The sequence below is a fragment of the Galenea microaerophila genome, assembly GCF_054657255.1.
This window is the reverse complement of the sequence record NZ_BAAHWZ010000001.1, coordinates 360,784-379,759: the sequence shown is the minus strand read 5'-3', so window position 1 is coordinate 379,759 and position 18,976 is coordinate 360,784. Positions and strand designations below refer to the sequence as shown.

The window sequence follows — 18,976 nt, the reverse complement described above, 5'->3', positions numbered from 1 at the left end:
GTGTCTATTGCAGTCTTAAAAGTGCTAGAATTTTAACATATTTAACCCGATGATCTTTTTATCATTAGCCATTTGCTTAAGAGAAGGAAGCTAAAATGAGTACAAAACACAGCAAATTGATTATTCTCGGTTCTGGCCCAGCTGGCTATACCGCTGCAGTCTATGCTGCTCGCGCCAATCTTGAACCTGTCTTAATCACGGGTCTGCAACAAGGCGGACAACTGACCACCACCACAGAAGTGGATAACTGGCCAGGTGGCAAAGCAGGACTGACGGGTCCACAATTAATGGAAGATATGCGTGAACATGCCGAACGCTTTGGCACTGAAATTATCTTTGACCATATTAATAAAGTCGATTTAGAAGGCTATCCTTTTAAACTCTATGGTGACTCTGGAGAATATAGCTGTGATGCACTGATTGTGGCCACTGGCGCTTCTGCAAAATACCTCGGTTTAGAATCAGAAGAAAAATATAAAGGTAAAGGGGTGTCTGCTTGTGCAACCTGTGATGGTTTCTTCTATCGAAACCAAAAAGTGGCGGTGATCGGCGGCGGTAATACGGCCGTTGAAGAAGCCCTCTATCTGTCCAATATCGCTTCAGAAGTGACCATTGTCCATCGTCGAGACACCTTCTCTTCAGAAAAAATCTTAGCCAAACACCTGATGGAAAAAGCCGAAAAAGGCAATGTCAATATCGAATTCGATTCGGTACTGGAAGAAGTGTTAGGAGATGATATGGGGGTTACCGGTATTCGCATTAAAAATGTGAAAACTGGAGAAGAAAAAACACTTGATGTTGCAGGGGTCTTTATCGCCATCGGTCATACGCCTAACACTCAAATTTTTGAAGGTCAATTAGAAATGATTAATGGCTACATTAAAGTGAAAAGTGGATTGGAAGGCAATGCCACCCAAACTTCTAAAAAAGGCGTTTTTGCAGCCGGTGATGTGATGGATCAGGTCTATAAGCAAGCCATTACTTCTTCAGGCACTGGCTGTATGGCGGCCTTAGATGCCGAAAAATTTCTGGATGAACTTTAATCCAATCTTTTCACCCTCTCACCCAGCGTTACGCTGGGTTTTTTAACTCAAAGAGACCTTTGTATGAGTGGGATGCGAGCTAAAAATGAGATAAAATTTTCCATATCTAGGCGGGAAACGCAGGCAATAGCCAGCTATTGCCAAGTTTTCCAACAACGATAGGGGAAATTTTAGCCATTTTTAGCCGTAGAACCATCTCGTGCAAAGGTCTCCAAAGGATATATCATGAAAAAAACTTTAATTGCCTTTTCAATCCTTCTCCTCAGCTCAACCACCGCTTTGGCAGACAATACAGAACTGAAAACGGTTGAACAAAAAGCCAGTTACACCCTCGGAGCAGATCTCGCGAAGAACTTTATTCAGCAAGGAATCGATATCGATAATGATGCGTTGCTAATGGGGTTTGAAGACGCCCTGAAAGGTCGCCCTTTAAAGCTCACGCAACAAGAGATGAATGACGCTATTGAAGCCTTTAAAAAGAAAATTATGGCGCAAAAAATGGCTGCTTTTAAAGCACTCTCCGAAGCCAATAAGGTCAAAGAAGCTGCCTTCTTCGCCGAAAATAAGGGAAAACCTGGCATTCACACCACCGCCAGTGGCTTACAGTATAAAATTATCAAAGAAGGCAAAGGGCCTCATCCTACTGATGACAGCACCGTGATTGTACACTATGAAGGTCGTTTGTTAGATGGTACCGTTTTCGACAGCTCTTATAAGCGCGGCACCCCCCTTAAGTTTCAGTTAGACAATGTGATTCTGGGCTGGAAAGAGGCAATTAAAATGATGCGTCCAGGCAGCATTTGGGAAATCTACATCCCATCCAAGCTTGCCTATGGTGAAAAGGGCGCTGGTAAAGTGATTGGGCCTAACGAACCGCTTATCTTTAAAGTTGAGCTGCTCACCGTTGAAAACCCTGAGAAAAAAGAGACAAAATAAGCGAAAAAGCCTATAAAAAAGCCCGTACCATAAGATACGGGCTTTCCCAATAAAACCAAACTGGAACAACATAAGCTCTTCAAAAGGAGGTTGTTATACTTAAAAAGCAAAACAACTTGGAAATAATTATATATAAGAATTTCATAATATCAAACTATTTTTATATCAACTTCCCCTAATCTTTTTTATCCCCTTTTCAAAAATTTCTTTTCTCTCGGAATGCGTGAAGCGCTCAAAATCTTTTGTACGGCTAAACCTGATCTAAAAATCGATAAACTTCATCCCAACAACAATCGTGGCGATCCCTAAAAGAGCCACCCACAGTGCAGAGTGATAGGTGTTCTTGGGCTGCCCAAACCAGAGTGCATACATCGCTTTTGATAAATTATTACTACCCGTAGCAATCATAATCGCTGCCAAAATATAGGATTCAGTGATTGAATAGTGTCCGGTCAAAACTGAAAGAATAAAAGGGTCTGTATCCGTTAAACCAATAACAAAAGCGAGCAGCTCCAGTCCTTCTAATCCATAATATTGGGTGACAAAATGAGTCAACGCCATCATTACCACAAATATGAATGCAAAAATAAAGGCCGTTGTCAGCTCTAAAGGGTTTTGGTCTGAAACTTTTAAGGTGTCATGAGCGTTCTGCTCTTTCTTTAAATAAAAAAATGAAATTAACAACCCCACTCCAGCAAAAGTCAGAAAGGGGATAAACAACATTTTACCCACCTCGACATTGAATACCCATGCGATAATCAATAACCTTAAATACATCACTGAAGTGGCGGCAATAATTGCCGCATCAATCACTGAGTCGCCTTGCAACTCCCTTGCTTTTCTTGCCAACACCACTGTGGTAGCAGTTGAAGAATATGAGCCCCCTAGAATCCCTGTCAAATAATACCCTTTGGAGGGGAAAAAATATTTTTGCATGAGATAGCCGGCATAGCTAATGCCAGAAATCAAAACCACCGCCAGCCAGATTTTAAAGGGTGAAAGAGGGATATAAGGAATGATTTTACTGTCTGGTAACAGCGGTAAAATCACCGCCGAGAGTAAAATCATTTTGCTTAACGTCTCAAACTCTTCCGTATTCACTTTTTTGGCAAATTTATCTGCCCGTTTATCGACATTCAAAATAAACACAATCGTGACAAACAAAAGCGCCGTCATCCACAAAGATTGCATTTGAATAATCGGACCAAATGTATAGACCAGAACCATGACCACAAAGAGCACAATACTGTGCTGATTCTGTTTTAGCAGTTGTTGATAGAGCAGCGCATAAAGAAGGGTAATCGCAAGCAATCCCAAACCGTAGAGCAGGTGATACTTAACATCTATTTCAAACAGTACGAAGCCCAACACACCGATAAAACTAAAGGTGCGAACATCTCCGAAAAAAAAGAACGTTTTTCTAGAGTCATGCAAGTGATGAGCCCGATAAGATTTGACTTCCAATCCCACCAGAAAGCTAAAAGCGACAACCACTAAAAAATGAATAAAATTCATATCCAAATTCATGGATAAATCAACCCTTTTTCATAGCAAACTTGATCAAATTGACACACGACCATGTGGTCATAGGCTAATAATTCATGGTTTTTATCGGGATAATCTACTTGAGATAAAAAGTGCTTAATGACATTGATGCGAGCCGTTTTTTTATCATCGGTATGCACAATATACCAAGGCGCAAACACAAATGAGGTGTGATTAAACATCTTATCCCTCGCTTCTGAGTAGGCTTGCCAATATTTTTGCGCCTGCTCATCAATGGGACTGATTTTCCACTGTTTGAGCGGATCCTTTTTGCGCGCTTCTAATCGTCTGGCTTGCTCTTCTTTTGAGATATCGAGGTAGTATTTAATAAAAATCATCTCGGAATTGACCAAGAGATGTTCAAAATCTCCAACATCGCGCATAAAGGCTTTGTACTCTTTTGGGCTGCAAAAATGCATCACCTTTTCAACACCCGCACGGTTATACCAACTGCGGTTAAAAAAAGCCATTTCACCCCCTACCGGCAACTCTTCAACATAGCGCTGGAAGTACCAAGATTTTTGATCTCGATCACTGGGTTTCCCCAAAGCCACGACACGCGCCTCTCGAGGACTTAAATGTTCAATAAAACGCTTTATGGTGCTGTCTTTTCCCGCCGCATCTCGCCCTTCAAAAATGACACAGACTTTCAGCTCCTTGGCAATTACCTCTTTTTGGAACTTGACCAATTCCACTTGCAAGTCATAAAGCGTTTCTTTATAAGTTTTTTTATCCATTCAGTCCCCTTAAAGTATTTCCTCACCATAACGCCGTTCATAATATCGAATCACCAGACGCTTCACGGCATCATTGAACACAAACCAAACCGTCACATACCCCCACAAAAAGAGCGCCCACTGCCAATTGACGGGTGTCATTAAACCAAACGGATAAACAGCAATCACCGTCCCAATCACCGCAGTTACCATGGTGGCACTAAACAGCTGCCACGATGGAAAAGGACGTTTAAAAAACCAATCCGCAATCCGGGTGGTAAAAATGGTCAAATGCCCTGCCAAAATCAGCTTAAGGAAAAACAGTGTCTGCACAAATCCCAAAAACGCTTCTTCATTATTCATATCCACCCAAGTGGGGACATCGGGTAAAAAGCCAGCTGACTCCGGGTGCGTTTTGAGGTAAACCATGGCGAGATAAAACAGTAAAAAAGAACTGAGAACGCCCGCTATCCCCAGCCAGCTGGAGAGCACAAAAATCTGTTTCATATCCCAGCGCACCGGTTTCTCTTCTACCTTTGTATTATCATAGGCGATGGCCATAATGGGAATATCGTTTAACAGTGCCAATAAAATAATCATAATGGCTGTAATGGGATAAAAATCAAACACCACAATAGCCAATGTCATAAACATTAAAATGCGGATGGTTTCTGCGATGCGATAAACCACATAACTTTTCATGCGTTCAAACACTATCCGCGCCTGTTTAATCGCATCCACTATGACACTCAAACCGGGTGCCATCAACACAATATCCGCCGCTGCACGCGCAGCATCGGTTGCACCGCTGACGGCAAACCCACAATCCGCTTTTTTCAAGGCGGGGGCATCATTCACCCCATCTCCTGTCATCCCTACAATGTGATTCGCTTTCTGCAACTCATCCACAATAAAGTATTTATCTTCTGGGAAAACCTGTGCAAATCCATTGGCCTTTTCAATAATTTCAATAATCTCACTTTCGTGCTGCTTGACGCTGCCCTTAGGCAAGGCTCGAGAATCCAGCTCTTTTTGTACATTGGAAACAATTTCTTCCACCTGCTGTTGCAAACGAGTTTCATCCACCTCTTTTTGCAAGGTTTTAAGTATGGCTTTAGAAATGACTTCTGATAAGAAAAGATACTCTTGGGTGCTTTGCCCCTTCAGCTCTTTAATATTTCGAATATCTTGTCCAATGCCTAATATACCTGCAATGTATTTAGCCACCGCAATATTGTCTCCAGTGACCATTTTCACCGAGACGCCTTTGGCATTAGCTTCGGCAATCGCCTGTTTGGAGTCTTCTCGCGGCGGATCAAAAAGCGGAATTAAGCCCACAAAATGATAATGCTCTTCTTCGCAATTTTTATAGGCGACCCCGAGCGTCCGAAACCCTTTATTAGCAAAGGCCTCTACCTGCTGATAAGCCGCTTCTTCATCAAACTCACTCGGATCACATAACGCAATAATGACCTGCGGTGCCCCTTTGGTATAAATGCGATCATTTTCATAAATCGCTTCTGTTTTTTTATGCACCGGATCAAAAGGAATAAATTTTTTCAATTTCACCTGTTGCAATTGATCCGCTAAACCATGCTGTTCGATATACTCAAAAATCGGTTTTTCAATGGGATCTTCATTCTCTTTTTTACTGGCATAGGCCGCATAAAGCATTAAATCCTGTTCGCTATACGGTTGTACCACATAGGGGTCAGATAGACTCATCCGGTTTTGAGTCAAGGTACCGGTTTTATCTGAGCAGAGTATGTCCATCCCAGCCGCCTCTTCAATGGCTGACAGCTTGGTCACAATCGCCTGTTTGGCCGCCAATACCCGCGCGCCAAGCGCCATCGTCACTGTCAATACGGCAGGCATCGCCACAGGAATGGCAGAAATGGTCAAAATTAGCGCAAAAACCAGCAACTCCAATACCGGTTCATGATTGCTGACACCATGCCAGATAATCACAGCAATCAATACAAGGGTAATCAAAATCAAAAAGTCCCCGACTTTGATCACCATCTTTTGGAAGTGTCCCTGCTCTTGTTTCTCCGCCTGGGCGACCAAACCGACCGTTCGTCCAAAATAGGTATTTTTGCCCGTAGCCGTCACTTTGGCGACCATCTCTCCTTGTTTAATAATGGCATTGGCATAGAGGGCATCACCCGGGCGCTTATTGACCGGCAGTGACTCTCCCGTCAAAGCCGACTGATCCACTTGTAAAAAGTCTCCCCCTCCTATGAGCTGACAATCGGCTGGGACAACATCCCCAATTTTTAATTTGATAATATCGTCAGGCACCACTTCTTTGGCATCAATGGTCTGCCATCTCCCTTCACGCAACACCAAAGCTTTACGAGCCAATTTCTTTTTCAATACTGCAATGGCACTCAACGCCTTGGACTCCTGATAAAAGTCCACAAACGCATTGACCAACAACATGAAGATAATGACCGCAAAATCCTCCCATCTCTGCGCAATGGCAGACAGAACAGCGGCCGTCTCAATCATCCAGGGAATTGGGCCCCAAAAACGCCGGAAAAGTCGATGCAGCCAACTCTCTTCCTTTTCATTGATTTCGTTATAGCCAAATTTTTTCAGGCGGGCTTGCACCTCTTTTTCGGTCAATCCAGTTAAATGGTCATCCAACGTATTACTCATGAGGGTCACCTATACTTGAAGGCTTAAAAATGCGGTTTAAAAAGTTTATATATTGATTATATACTTAACAAATGTCACTGAAAGTGAAAATTTCCTGGTTAAAAATACAAAACTGACACGCCAGTTCCGCTTAGAATGTTTATTTAGAATACCTAAATTCAAGCTATCAGAGGAAATCAAAATGGTCGAATTTTTAAAAAAAGCCATGAACTGGGCATTAACCAAAGAAGCAGAAGCGGCGCGAAACTGTGCGATTGATCCTGAAGAAATTGATCAGCAGATTCAGATTATCGAAGCGAAAAGAGCTGAAATTCGTAAAAAATTTGAAGAAGATGATGCAGAGTTAGCGCACATTCTCAAACGCTTAAAACTCATCAAAACCAATGCCCAAAACTGCAAAGAGATTTAAAAATGCCTACAGTCATCGAAGCAATATTTTTTGGATTTAGAGCCATTCTAGATTATCAACTCATCAAGCGCGCCTTGCTCATTGGTTTAGGGGTCATACTGGCTTGGATCTTTTTCGGCTATCTGATCTGGGATCCGCTGATTGCCATTACCCAATTTTTTATCAACCTCGTGCCATTTGCGATGCTGCGCTACAATGGCGCCTGGATTGTCTCATCCTTTTTATGGTTTAGTTTGGTGCTCATCACCTTCTCCCTGATTGTCACTTTTTTTGGCAATATGATTTTAGAGCGAGTTTCCAAAAAGCAATTCAGCACCATTTCCCTGTTAATTGTATTTGCCAGTGCGCTATTTTGGTTATTTATTTGGTTCACTGAAGGGGCATTGATTCATCAACAAATTGTCAAAATGCTTAATTGGTTTCCATTTGAGACCGTTAAAGAGACGCTGGCTGATTTAATGGCTGTTTATATTCTCTATTCAGGTATCGTCGTCACCATGCTGTTTATTACCAGCTTTTTCAGTCAACAAATATTGGAATATGTTCGCGAAAAATACTTCCCTGATGAATTTTTTCTGGAAGAGAATAAAATTAAAGCGACAGAAAACCGGCTGCGGGACATTCTGATTTATGCTGTTATTTCCATTCTCGCCTTCCCTATCCTGTTTATTCCCATTATTAATATTGTGTTTCTGCTTGGATTATGGATATGGTTGATTAAAGATACTTTCATTAACGATAGTGCCAAACTGGTCATTCCCAAAGAAAAGAGAGGAGAACTGGCTAAACATAAATGGGGGCTCTATGTCATTAGTGGCATTGCAGCCCTGTTTAACTTTTTACCTCTCTTTAATATCTTTGGCCCCTTTTTTGGCGAAATCGCCTCTTTCTATTATTTAAGTAACCTTAAAAAATTGTAAGGGAAGTTGGTTTTTATTTGCGGTTTAATGGTTCTGTGAGTAAACAGGCGCAATAAAACTTCAATCATAAAGGCAAGCAAGAAGCCTAAAGCGACATATTCTCCGACACCTGGAATATGTTGATTGGTATAGTGCAGAGCCAAACCAATCGCTGCCAACATGGTGAAGATGGCCAAAACCAATAAAGTGGTCGAAGCCCCTGTCTGTTTGCGTTTAAATAGATGCCCGGTATGCACCAAAGCATGCACAAACAACATGGAGATCGATCCAATGGCGGCAATCTCTTTCAGCTCAAAAAAGAGTATTAAAAATGCAATTAGCGCTGCACTGATCAACAACCCTTCGGTGGAGTGGTAAACATTCCTTTTATACTCTTCTGGCAGCTCACCATTTTTCGCCATATCATAGGTCACATTAGTGACCGCATAGAGATTGGCATTAATGGATGAGGCGGTTGAAATCAAAGCAGCCACTGCCATCAGAACAAAGCCTACCTCACCAAACACCGGCTTGGCAGCTTCTGCCAAAGCATAGTCCTGCGCGGCAATAATTTCATCTAATGTTAAATTACCGAACACTGCAAAAGTCACCGCCACATAGAGTGCCATCACCAACACTATCGCAAGCATCATCGCCTTCATCATCAACTTAGCAGGATTAGCCATATCCTCTGCCGTATTGGTAATGACTCGAAAGCCTTCATAAGCAAAAAAGGTTAGTGCAATGGCCGAAAATACATTTAACACCGGCGGGGCATCTTTTAATGAGAGGTAATCCGTATGAATGTAAAAAGAGACAGCAACGGTAAAGATCAAGATAATAGAAAGTTTAAAAATCACAATGACATTTTCACTGCGTGCAATCAGTGTGCTGCCTGCTAAATTAATCACCACAAAACAACAGAGAATGATTAACGCAAAAATATCTGCATAGTCTTCATTATGAGCGGGTAACATCATTGATGCATAGGTTCCAAAGGTTTTGGTGACCATCGCCAAAGCGACAATGGCCGATAGATAAAACAGCACAGAGACAGAACCAGAAAAAACCCCTTCCCCGTAGCATTGTACCAAATATTCTACAATCCCACCGCGACTGGGAAAAGTCGCCGCCAATTTGGCTAAAGAGTAGCCGCTAAGCAGTGCAATCAGGCCGCCAAAAATAAAAGAGAGCCAGACTAAATTACCCGCAATAGCCCCCGCTTCCCCCAGCAAAACAAAAATGCCCGCGCCAACCATTGAGCCAATCCCTAAAAAGACCGCACTCCAAAGGCCAAAGGCTTTCTCTTTTTGCATGATGCGCTCTCCTTTGAAAAACTTAACGTGGCATCATTGGCAAAAATACTGCACCAAAAATCATGCCGAGAACCATATACACCACGCCTAAGATAAACAGCGCAGGAATTGAAGCCAGCGACAGTTTAATCAAAAAAACCACCAGATCCCAAAAGGGAATATCTAAACCCTTAATCACCACTTCTTTTTGATGCTCTTCAACCATCTTTTCCTCCTTTAAATTGTCCATATTAACAAGTGGATTATAATCACATTTAAAGTGCTTTAAGCGCTTTTTCTAAGCGTTGAATCGAAACCGGTTTAAGTGTTTTCATCGGCTGCGCAAATAGGCTAATTCTTAACTCCTCCAACTGCCAACGCAACTCAATAAACTCAGGATTTTTGGCATAAGTCGGTTCAGCTTGCCTCTGTTCAAACTGCGCTAATAACGGTTTTAGAGTACGCAATGTTTGTAGGTCTTTGTTCGGATCTAAATCTAATTTCTCCAGCCGTTTTTGCAACCCTTTTAGATAACGCGGCAGTTGTGCCAACCAAGGATCGGGGGTTTCAGCGACAAAATTAGGAGAAATTAATGTCTCCAGCTGATGGCGAATATCTTCTAAACTCTCTAATGCAGCGAGCCAGCGGGGATTGATTTTGCCTTTCAGCTGTTTGGCCAATTTTTGATGTTCCGTTAAAATCTCACTGACCAACTTTGCTAATTTTTGCGATTCCGCCACCCAGTGACTGCGTACCTGTTCCACCGCCTGTTCAAAGGCTTGTTGCGTGCGGATCTGCCCCGGCTCGGGAACTAATTGCCGCAAAGCGCGCTGTACCACTTGTTGGGTTAAATGTTCGCAGCTCCCATAAGGGGCAAAACAGAGACAGGCTTTTTGTAGAGGCAGTTGCCTTTGTAGGTATTTCACCTTATCTGGCAACTGCTGCTGAATCAGTTTTAACACGGCTTGGGCATGCGCTTCAGCAGCCAATGCTGGGTCTGACATTAAGGTCAATACCACTTGATCCGCTTCCACTTTTAAAGTGGGATAAGCTTTGATTTGTCCGCCTTTCGTTTGCAGGGTTTCGGAGTCGGCTAAGTCGCCAAAATCCCAGATAGTCACAGTTTTTTGCGCAAACTGGCTCACCGAATGCTGCGCTATTTTTTGATCGACCAGATGTTGATAATCCGCTTTCAATTGCTGTAGATCTTCACTTTTTGCCAGCACCTTTTTGCCATCATCGGATTGGAGAATAAAGAAAGGTTTGAGATGATTTGGCAGTTTGACCTGTGCAAAGTCCTCTGCCTTCACCGGTTGCTGGCCGATTCGATTCAGTGCCCAAACAAGTTGCTCTAAAAAATTACCGCGCTTAGGATTTTCTGGCGCCATCTGCTGCCACACCCGTTCTGCCGTTTGCGGTACGGGTACAAACTGTTTACGTAAACCTTTAGGCAGACTTTTAATATAAAAGGCAATTTTCTCCTTAATAAACCCCGGCGTAAGCCACTCAAACTGTTGCGGCTGCACCAAATTTAAGTTACTGACTTTTAAGTGAAAAATTACCCCATCCTCAGCTTTACGTGGATCAAAGTGATAATCCACCTTAAGCTGCAGCTGGTTTTTCAACGTCACCTGATTGGGATAGGCTTTCAGTACCTCTTCAGATACCTGTTGTTTTAGCAGATCTGCTTCGCTTAAATAGAGCGATTGTTCGACTTCAGGCGGCGCATTTTTTACCCACTTTTCAAATGCCGGCTGACTGTAAATCGTCTCGGGAATTTTTTCTGCATAAAATTCATATAAAACCGATTCATCGACCAAGTAATCCGGACGCCGTAGCTTATGCTCCAACGCTTCAACCTGCTGAATCAGCTGTTGATTGTGACGATAAAAAGGCAGACGTGTATTCACTTCCCCTTGCGCCAGAGCTAACAAGAAGATTTTGTGTGACTCTTTGGGATCAATCGGACCGTAATTAATTTTTCGGCGATTGATAATTGGTAATCCGTAGAGGGTCACCGACTCATAGGCGCCGACCTGCCCGCGCTTTTTCTCCCAATGTGGATCTTGGTAACTGCGTTTGATCAAATGTTTGGCCAAAGCTTCCACCCAACGCACATCAATTTCGGCATTGGTACGCGCATAGAGTTTTGTGGTCTCCACCAACTCGGCAGACAATAACCACTTTGGCCGCTTTTTAAACAGTACAGAACCGGGATGAATAAACAGCTTGGTATTGCGCGCACCCGTATAGCTTTTGTCCTTTTCATCCCCGCGCATGGCGATATTGTCCAACAATCCAGCCATCAGTGATTGATGAACCGCAATGCTGTGCAGGTCGGATAATCGATCATGCACCACGCCGGTTTTGGGATCTTTGACCTCTTCTAAAAGATGCAGCGGTTTCGGATGCAACCCAATGCGTTTTAAACTGGTTTCCAATTGGAAAAACAAATCATGCCATTCACGCATGCGTAAATAATTCAGGTAATTGGTTTTACACAGCTTACGCAGTTTATTTTGACTTAGATGGCGTCTTTTCTCTTCATAAAAGTGCCAAAGATTGAGAAAAAATAGAAAATCCGAACGCGGATCTTCCCATTTTTTATGCGCCTGTCGTGCGGCTTGCATATTGCTTTCATTGAGATCCCTTGGGTCTTGCATACTCAACACCGATGCAATCACCAATACTTCTGTCAATACGCCACGCTTTTCTGCTTCCAACACCATTTTGGCAATAGAAGGGTCTACCGGCAGCTTGGCAATCTGCCGCCCTTGTGGCGTCAGTTTACGGTGTGCATCCATGGCGCCTAAGGCTTGCAGATGACGATAACCATCATTCACCGCCTTCTCTTCAGGGGGCTCAATAAAAGGAAAACGTTTCACATCGCCCAACTTCAATTGCGCCATCTGTAACAGCACGGTCGAAAGCGCAGTACGCTTTATTTCTGGATCGGTAAAAGGCGGACGGGACTGAAAATCTTCTTCACTGTAGAGTCGAATACAAACTCCCGAGCTCACCCGTCCGCAACGACCTTTTCGTTGGTTGGCGGAGGCTTGTGAAATTTTCTCCACCGGCAACCGCTGCACTTTAGAACGCACACTGTAACGGCTGATGCGACTAAGTCCAGGGTCTATCACAAACTTAATACCTGGCACCGTGAGCGAAGTTTCCGCCACATTGGTCGCCAAAATAATGCGCCGCTTTTGTGACGTTTGAAAGACTTTATTCTGCTCACTCATAGACAAGCGCGCATAGAGGGGAATGACTTCCGTATCTTTTAAATTTTGCTTACGCAGCGCTTCGGCGGTCTCTTTAATGTCCCGCTCCCCCACCTGAAAGACCAACACATCCCCAAAAGGATCTATCTGTTGCAATTCATCCAACGCATGTAAAATACCGGTGGTCATGTCCTGCTCAAACTCATTCCCTTCATCATCGGTATAGGTGGCTAAGGGACGATAGCGCACTTCCACTGGATAGGTACGTCCGGAAACTTCAACCACCGGTACTTTTTGATTGGGAACTTCCTCCTGAAAAAACTCGGCAAATCGATTGACATCAATGGTGGCCGAAGTGATGACCACCTTTAAATCTGGGCGCTTGGGGAGCAGCTTCTTTAAAATGCCCAATAAAAAGTCGATATTGATGCTGCGCTCATGGGCTTCATCAATAATAATGGTGTCATACTGATTGAGATAAGGATCATTCTGCACTTCAGCCAATAAAATCCCATCGGTCATCACTTTGATTAAGCTGTCAGACTTCACCTGATCATGAAATCGCACTTGATAGCCCACTAATTCGCCCAACTGCGAACCGAGCTCTTCCGCAACCCGCTCAGCCACACTGCGCGCAGCGAGACGACGTGGCTGAGTACAGCCAATACGCCCAGCCACACCTTGTCCGGCCTCTAAGCACATTTTCGGAATCTGTGTGGTTTTACCTGATCCCGTCTCTCCGGCAATCACCACAACCTGATGATTTTTTATCAGTTGAATTAGCGCTTCACGCCTTTGCGCCACCGGTAGATTTTCGTCATAAACAATGGGTTGTGGGACCTTTTGCTGACGTTGCTCCGTCAACGCTATGGATTGTTTGACTTTTTGTTGCCAAATTTCCCAGTCCTGCTGCCATTTGGCTTGTTGCTCAGGGTTTTTAATGCGCTTTTTCTGCTGCACTAGGCGCTGAAACTGATATTTGAGACGATGCCGATCCCGAATTTGACACCTTTTTAATAAGGCTTCTAAGTGTTCTGGAGATTGCAACGCCTCAAGCATAAAAATATTTTCTAAGGACATAAATTTAGTTGATTTTTAGTGTATTAAAAGTGATAATTTGTCGATTGGACCATCTGGAATTGCTTAAAGAGAGGTATTGTAATATGAAAATCCGTCAACTGTTTGATTATGACACCTGGACCTACACCTACATTATATGGGATGAAGTCACCAAAGAAGCAGCCATTATCGACACTGTGCACGAACAAGTTGAGCGAGATCTACAACATATTAAGGAATTGGGGTTAAATGTAAAATACCTATTGGAAACCCATATCCATGCCGATCATATTACCGGTGCCGGCCCTTTAAGAGAAGCAACAGGGGCCAAAATTGTCGTGCATAAAAATTCAGGGGCGGAATGTGCGGACATTCTAGCAGATGAAGGTGATACTTTTAAATTAGGCGATCAGGTGATTACTGTATGGCATACGCCTGGCCATACCAATAATGATATTACCTATGTCATTGATGGCGCAGCTTTTACGGGAGATACGCTCTTTGTCCGTGATTGTGGTCGTACGGATTTTCAATTAGGCAGCACTCAAGCGATGTATGCTTCTTTACATCGTCTTTTTAATGACCTACCGGATGAGACACGGGTTTTCCCTGCTCATGATTATCAAGGTTTTACGCAAAGTACCATCGGGGAAGAGAAAAAATTTAATGTACGCATTGGCAATAACCGATCTTATGAGGAGTTTGAAGCCATTATGGACAATCTCAATCTGCCACGGCCACGCCTTATTGATATATCCGTTCCGGGCAATTTAAAATGCGGCAATATTGATTAACCTCTATTAATCATAAGATAAAACCTTAGCCCGGTTTATCCGGGTTTTTTATTATTTTTGATTTTACTTATGGAGTACTTATGAAAATACGCTTAACAAATCTTTTATTCCTCCTGATTATTTTCCTGGTCTTTGGGCTATACTGGTTCATTCCGCCTGCGCCTACCACTCAGACAAATCAGCCTACAGATTTACCGGAAAAAGCACCCGTGCAAAAGGTAGCGCAAACAGCTGCGCCTGCCATTCAGACAAATCAGCCTACAGATTTGTCGAAAAACGCACCCGTGCAAAAGGTAGCGCAAACAACAGCACCACATTCTCAAGCAAATCAGCCTACAGAATTGCCGAAAAAGACGACTACTCAAAAGGTAACGCAAAAACCACTGACCCCTATTCAGCTAAAAAAACAAAAGTTTTTTGAGTTGATGTATCCCAAAATTGAACAGGCCAATCTTGAGATTATGCAAGATAGAGCTTGGATTGCGTCACATCCCTATGAAGAGAACCATCCAAAATGGCAGCGGTTGATTCAGTCTTATGCCGTAAAAACTCAAGGCAAAAGTACCGATGAAATAAAACAAGCTTTACTCTATAAAGTGCTGCTTATTGCGCCCTCAATGGCTTTAGCTCAAGCGGCAAACGAAACCGCTTGGGGCACCTCACGTTTTGCAAAACAAGGCAACAACTACTTTGGTCAGTGGTGTTTTAAAAAAGGCTGCGGTATTGAACCCAGACAGATGGATCCTAAACGTTACCACGCTGTCAAAAAGTTTGATTCTATTCTCGATTCAGTTCGCAGCTATATGTTAAACATTAATTCACATCGCGCATACAAACCCGTGAGAGATATTCGCTGGGACCTGATCAAACAAGCGCATAAATTCCCCTATGGCATCTATTTAGTAGAAGGGCTGATTAACTACTCTCAACGAAAAGAGGTCTATGTACGAACACTGAAATCCATGATTCGTCATAATAAACTGAAAAAATATGATGACAAATTACGGGAGATCTTGAAAATGCAGGAATTGACACAATAGTAATATTTTCTATTCATCCATTTTTAACAACACACTTTTTAGGAAAACCATGGATACAACCACTAGCTTAATTATTATTGTTTTATTGTTGATCACCAATGGCTTTTTTGTTGCCGCAGAATTCGCCCTGGTTAAAGTGCGAATGGGAAAGGCGGAAACTTTTGCTAAAGAAGGTGGCTTAACGGGCAAACTCCTCCTAAAGATTAAAAACAATTTGGAATCCTATCTGGCAGCCTGTCAGCTTGGGATTACCATGGCCTCTCTTGGCTTAGGATGGGTCGGAGAGCCCGCTGTTGCCAAACTTCTAGAGCCGTTGTTTCACAGCATCGGTATGCCGGAAGAAATCTTGCATCCGACCGCCTTTCTAATCGGCTTTATTCTCTTTTCTTCTTTGCATATTGTCATAGGTGAGCAAGTACCGAAAACTTTTGCCATTCGCAAACCGGATTCGGTTTCACTTTGGGTGACACTTCCGCTTGAAGGCTTTTATTGGATAAGTTACCCCTTAACGAAAGCGCTTCACTGGGCTTCAGGGTCTATCCTGCGTGCAATGGGAATTAAAGAAGCCTCTCATGAAGAGATCTTCAGTGCGGAAGAGTTGAGCGAGTTGATTGAAACCGCCTCAGAACACGGTACGGTGGATGACTCTAAAGCCGATATGATTCAAAACATGTTTGAATTTGATAATCGCATTGTGCGCGATATTATGGTGCCGCGCAATCAAGTGGACTATGTGGATTTACAGCAACCACTTGAAGATATTTTAAATCGCATCAAAAGCAAAGGACATTCTCGCTTTCCACTGACTGATGGGGGCTTAGAAAATCCTATTGGCGTCCTATTGGTCAAAGATTTGACCAGTCAAATATTGGATCACAAAGAGGTGACCCATGAATTACTGAGAAAAATCGCACGGGAGCCATTGATTATCCCTGAATTGATGGGGTTACAAAAAGCCTTTGATGAAATGCGCTGTAAAAATGCACATATGGCTTTTGTTATTGATGAACATGGGGCTTTCTCCGGCTTAATTACCATGGAAGACTTGATTGAGGAAATTGTTGGAGAAATTGCCGATGAACTGGATGATGAAGTGGTTCATGTGCATCAAGAAAATGAAAAAGTTGATATTTACCAAGGTTTCGAAGTCGATGGGTTAACGCCAATTCATGAATTTGAAAAATTGACCCATACCAAATTTAGTGAACCTTTAGATGTCAGTACCCTTTCAGGACTGATTATGCTAAAGCTCAATGGACTGGCCAATGTTGGCGATACCATTGAGTATGACGGTTGGTTTTTTAAGGTGCTGGAAATACAAAACCACCGACCAGAAAAAGTGTTCGTCAAAAGACTGACTGAGGCTGAACAGCAAACTTCTGAAGAAACCAACTAATTAACACATCGCAGTACCCAAGAGAAAAGGAACACACCATGCAACAAGAAGAAATTTTACGCTCTAGAGAAAAGCAGCTACTTGAACTACAGGCGCTGCTTGAACAGAACAAACCTTCTGAGGTGTGTGCTTTTTTCAAAGAACACACCCCAGCTGAAATTGCCAACCTACTGGAATCTTTTCCAATTGAAACGCGTCTAAAGCTTTGGCAATGCATTCCTGAAGAGGAACGAGGCGAAGTACTGGCCGAGCTCAGTGATGACGTCCGAACCACTTTAATGGAGCAGATGGATTCGGAAGATGTGACCGAAGTCACCAAAGATTTGGATGCTCAAGAGATCTCTGAAATCCTAGATACGGTGGATGAAGAGATTAAAGAAGATGTGATCAATCAGCTCGATGAAGAGACTAAAGAGCAGGTTGAAAAACTACAATCCTATGATAAGGATGTCGTGGGTCACTATATGGACCCCGAAACGGTCAATGTCAAAGAAGATGTCACCCTTGAAACCGTTCAGCGCTTTGTGCGCATGAAAGATCTGCTCGACGACGAAACCCAAGAAATTCTGGTGGTCGATAAGGCAGGACATCTAGTGGGCACGATCAGTCTGGTGGATTTAATTAAATATCCGCAAGAAGATCTGGTCAAAGCGCATATGCGTCAACCCGTCGCGTTGATTGATACGATGGATATTCGAGACGCCGCCTCTATTCTGCGTGCCAAAGGGTTGCACTTTGCGCCTGTGGTAAATGAGGAAGGCAAGCTGGTCGGGCAGTTAAATATTGATGATATTATGGAAATCATCAGTGAAGATGATGAAGCCACCATGATGAATATGTCTGGGGTGAGTGAAGAGGATGATCTATTTGCCCCCATTCCAGAAACGGCTAAAAGTCGTGCTGTTTGGTTAGGGATTAATCTGGCGACCGCATTTTTAGCCTCATTTGTCATCGGTCAGTTTGAGGATGTTTTGTCCAAAGTGGTGGCACTGGCTGTATTAATGCCCGTGGTGGCCAGTATGGGGGGGATTGCCGGCTCGCAAACATTGGCCGTTGTGATTCGCGGTTTAGCTTTGGGACAAATTGGTGGGAATAACCGCTGGTGGTTATTTAACAAAGAACTGTGGGTGGGCTTAATTAATGGCGTCATTTGGGCCATTGTGGTTGCCGTTATTGCACAGTTATGGTTTAACAATACGATGATTAGTCTCGTGATCTTTCTAGCGATTATCATCAATATGACCATCGCTAATCTCTCAGGGATCGCGATTCCACTTTTACTCAAAAAAATGGGGATTGATCCAGCCCTCTCGGGTGCGGTGATCTTAACCACCATTACGGATGTTGCCGGCTTCCTCTCCTTCTTAGGATTGGCAACGCTGTTTATTTTGCATCAATAATAAAAAGCCATGCTTGTGCATGGCTTTTTTATTTATGAAAAGTCCATAAACTACTTCACATCCACGACTTCCACTTTATATTGCAAGGTCTTACCCGCTAATGGGTGATTCCCATCAAGATAAACCTTATCTTCTTCTACTTCAATAATACGGAAAACGATGGTTTCGCCCTCTGGATCTTCCGTTTCTACGGTTTCACCCACTTTGATTTCAACATTGTCGTCAAAATTCTCTGGACCTGCATACACAATCAAATCATCACTCACCACCCCATAGGCTTTTTCGGGTGGGATGGTGGCCTTAGCTTCAAAGCCAGGCTCTTCGCCTTCCATTAACGCTTCCAGCCCCTCAATAATCTGCTCTTCGCCATGAATATAATCGACCGGCTCTCCTTCAAAAGTGGACTCAATTAAGTTGCCCTCTTCATCTCTCAATTCATAATGAAAAGTAACGTGACTGCCATTTGTAATTCTCATTGTGCTTTACCTTGTTTTGTTAAAATGGTAATCGATCTTTTGATCAGTGATACATGAGCGAAAAACGCGATAAAATTTTTTGCCGT

General features: G+C 43.0%; 15 protein-coding genes. 8 read left to right on the top strand and 7 right to left on the bottom strand.

Annotation, left to right across the window (positions count from 1 at the left end; all coding sequences use genetic code 11):
- The first annotated feature begins 95 nt into the window (after positions 1–95).
- Together trxB and ACYQ05_RS01815 are read left to right on the top strand one after the other, a co-directional pair.
- Positions 96–1,043 carry a thioredoxin-disulfide reductase gene (trxB, locus tag ACYQ05_RS01820; RefSeq protein ID WP_459817779.1) on the top strand — a complete coding sequence of 316 codons (948 nt, stop codon included), beginning with the start codon at positions 96–98 and terminating at the stop codon, positions 1,041–1,043.
- 225 nt (positions 1,044–1,268) lie between these two features.
- Positions 1,269–1,979 (top strand): FKBP-type peptidyl-prolyl cis-trans isomerase, encoded by a 711-nt coding sequence (locus tag ACYQ05_RS01815; RefSeq protein WP_459817777.1) that lies wholly within the window; start codon positions 1,269–1,271, stop codon positions 1,977–1,979.
- 261 nt (positions 1,980–2,240) lie between these two features.
- Here ACYQ05_RS01815 and ACYQ05_RS01810 read toward each other — a convergent pair whose 3' ends face one another.
- The 3 genes from ACYQ05_RS01810 to ACYQ05_RS01800 are packed head-to-tail and all read right to left on the bottom strand — an operon-like array spanning position 2,241 to position 6,901.
- On the bottom strand, positions 2,241–3,494 hold the full coding sequence (locus tag ACYQ05_RS01810; protein WP_459817775.1) for an MgtC/SapB family protein: 1,254 nt from the start codon (positions 3,492–3,494) through the stop codon (positions 2,241–2,243).
- An 8-nt stretch (positions 3,495–3,502) separates the two neighbouring features.
- Entirely contained in the window at positions 3,503–4,261 is a 759-nt protein-coding gene (ppk2, locus tag ACYQ05_RS01805; RefSeq protein ID WP_459817773.1) for a polyphosphate kinase 2, read from the bottom strand.
- A 9-nt stretch (positions 4,262–4,270) separates the two neighbouring features.
- Entirely contained in the window at positions 4,271–6,901 is a 2,631-nt protein-coding gene (locus tag ACYQ05_RS01800) for a plasma-membrane proton-efflux P-type ATPase (RefSeq protein WP_459817771.1), read from the bottom strand.
- A 181-nt stretch (positions 6,902–7,082) separates the two neighbouring features.
- Here ACYQ05_RS01800 and ACYQ05_RS01795 point away from each other — a divergent pair, with 181 nt between their 5' ends.
- Positions 7,083–7,310, top strand: a complete 228-nt coding sequence (locus ACYQ05_RS01795; protein WP_459817769.1) for a hypothetical protein — start codon at positions 7,083–7,085, stop codon at positions 7,308–7,310.
- Positions 7,311–7,312: 2 nt separating this feature from the next.
- Positions 7,313–8,230, top strand: a complete 918-nt coding sequence (locus ACYQ05_RS01790; protein ID WP_459817767.1) for an EI24 domain-containing protein — start codon at positions 7,313–7,315, stop codon at positions 8,228–8,230.
- Here the strand turns inward: ACYQ05_RS01790 and ACYQ05_RS01785 are convergent.
- Genes ACYQ05_RS01785 through hrpA form a run of 3 tightly spaced genes read right to left on the bottom strand, consistent with a single transcriptional unit; the run spans position 8,203 to position 13,805 of the window.
- Complete coding sequence (locus ACYQ05_RS01785; RefSeq protein ID WP_459817765.1) at positions 8,203–9,525, bottom strand: APC family permease; 1,323 nt, start codon at positions 9,523–9,525, stop codon at positions 8,203–8,205. The genes ACYQ05_RS01790 and ACYQ05_RS01785 overlap by 28 nt on opposite strands.
- A gap of 22 nt (positions 9,526–9,547) precedes the next feature.
- Complete coding sequence (locus ACYQ05_RS01780) at positions 9,548–9,730, bottom strand: hypothetical protein (RefSeq protein ID WP_459817763.1); 183 nt, start codon at positions 9,728–9,730, stop codon at positions 9,548–9,550.
- Positions 9,731–9,779: 49 nt separating this feature from the next.
- On the bottom strand, positions 9,780–13,805 hold the full coding sequence (gene hrpA / locus ACYQ05_RS01775; protein ID WP_459817761.1) for an ATP-dependent RNA helicase HrpA: 4,026 nt from the start codon (positions 13,803–13,805) through the stop codon (positions 9,780–9,782).
- Between the two features lie 83 nt (positions 13,806–13,888).
- Between hrpA and ACYQ05_RS01770 the strand changes: the two genes are divergently transcribed.
- The 4 genes from ACYQ05_RS01770 (at position 13,889) to mgtE (ending at position 18,414) form a co-directional block, all read left to right on the top strand.
- Complete coding sequence (locus ACYQ05_RS01770) at positions 13,889–14,578, top strand: MBL fold metallo-hydrolase (protein ID WP_459817759.1); 690 nt, start codon at positions 13,889–13,891, stop codon at positions 14,576–14,578.
- A gap of 80 nt (positions 14,579–14,658) precedes the next feature.
- Positions 14,659–15,618, top strand: coding sequence for a glucosaminidase domain-containing protein (locus ACYQ05_RS01765; RefSeq protein ID WP_459817758.1), 960 nt, complete (start codon positions 14,659–14,661; stop codon positions 15,616–15,618).
- 49 nt (positions 15,619–15,667) lie between these two features.
- The gene (locus ACYQ05_RS01760; protein ID WP_459817756.1) at positions 15,668–17,014 is read left to right on the top strand and encodes a hemolysin family protein; all 1,347 of its coding nucleotides are present in this window, start codon (positions 15,668–15,670) and stop codon (positions 17,012–17,014) included.
- Between the two features lie 38 nt (positions 17,015–17,052).
- Entirely contained in the window at positions 17,053–18,414 is a 1,362-nt protein-coding gene (mgtE, locus tag ACYQ05_RS01755) for a magnesium transporter (RefSeq protein WP_459817754.1), read from the top strand.
- A 50-nt stretch (positions 18,415–18,464) separates the two neighbouring features.
- On the opposite strand, the gene ACYQ05_RS01750 is transcribed toward mgtE, so the two are convergent.
- Positions 18,465–18,890 (bottom strand): FKBP-type peptidyl-prolyl cis-trans isomerase, encoded by a 426-nt coding sequence (locus ACYQ05_RS01750; RefSeq protein ID WP_459817752.1) that lies wholly within the window; start codon positions 18,888–18,890, stop codon positions 18,465–18,467.
- Positions 18,891–18,976: the final 86 nt, after the last annotated feature.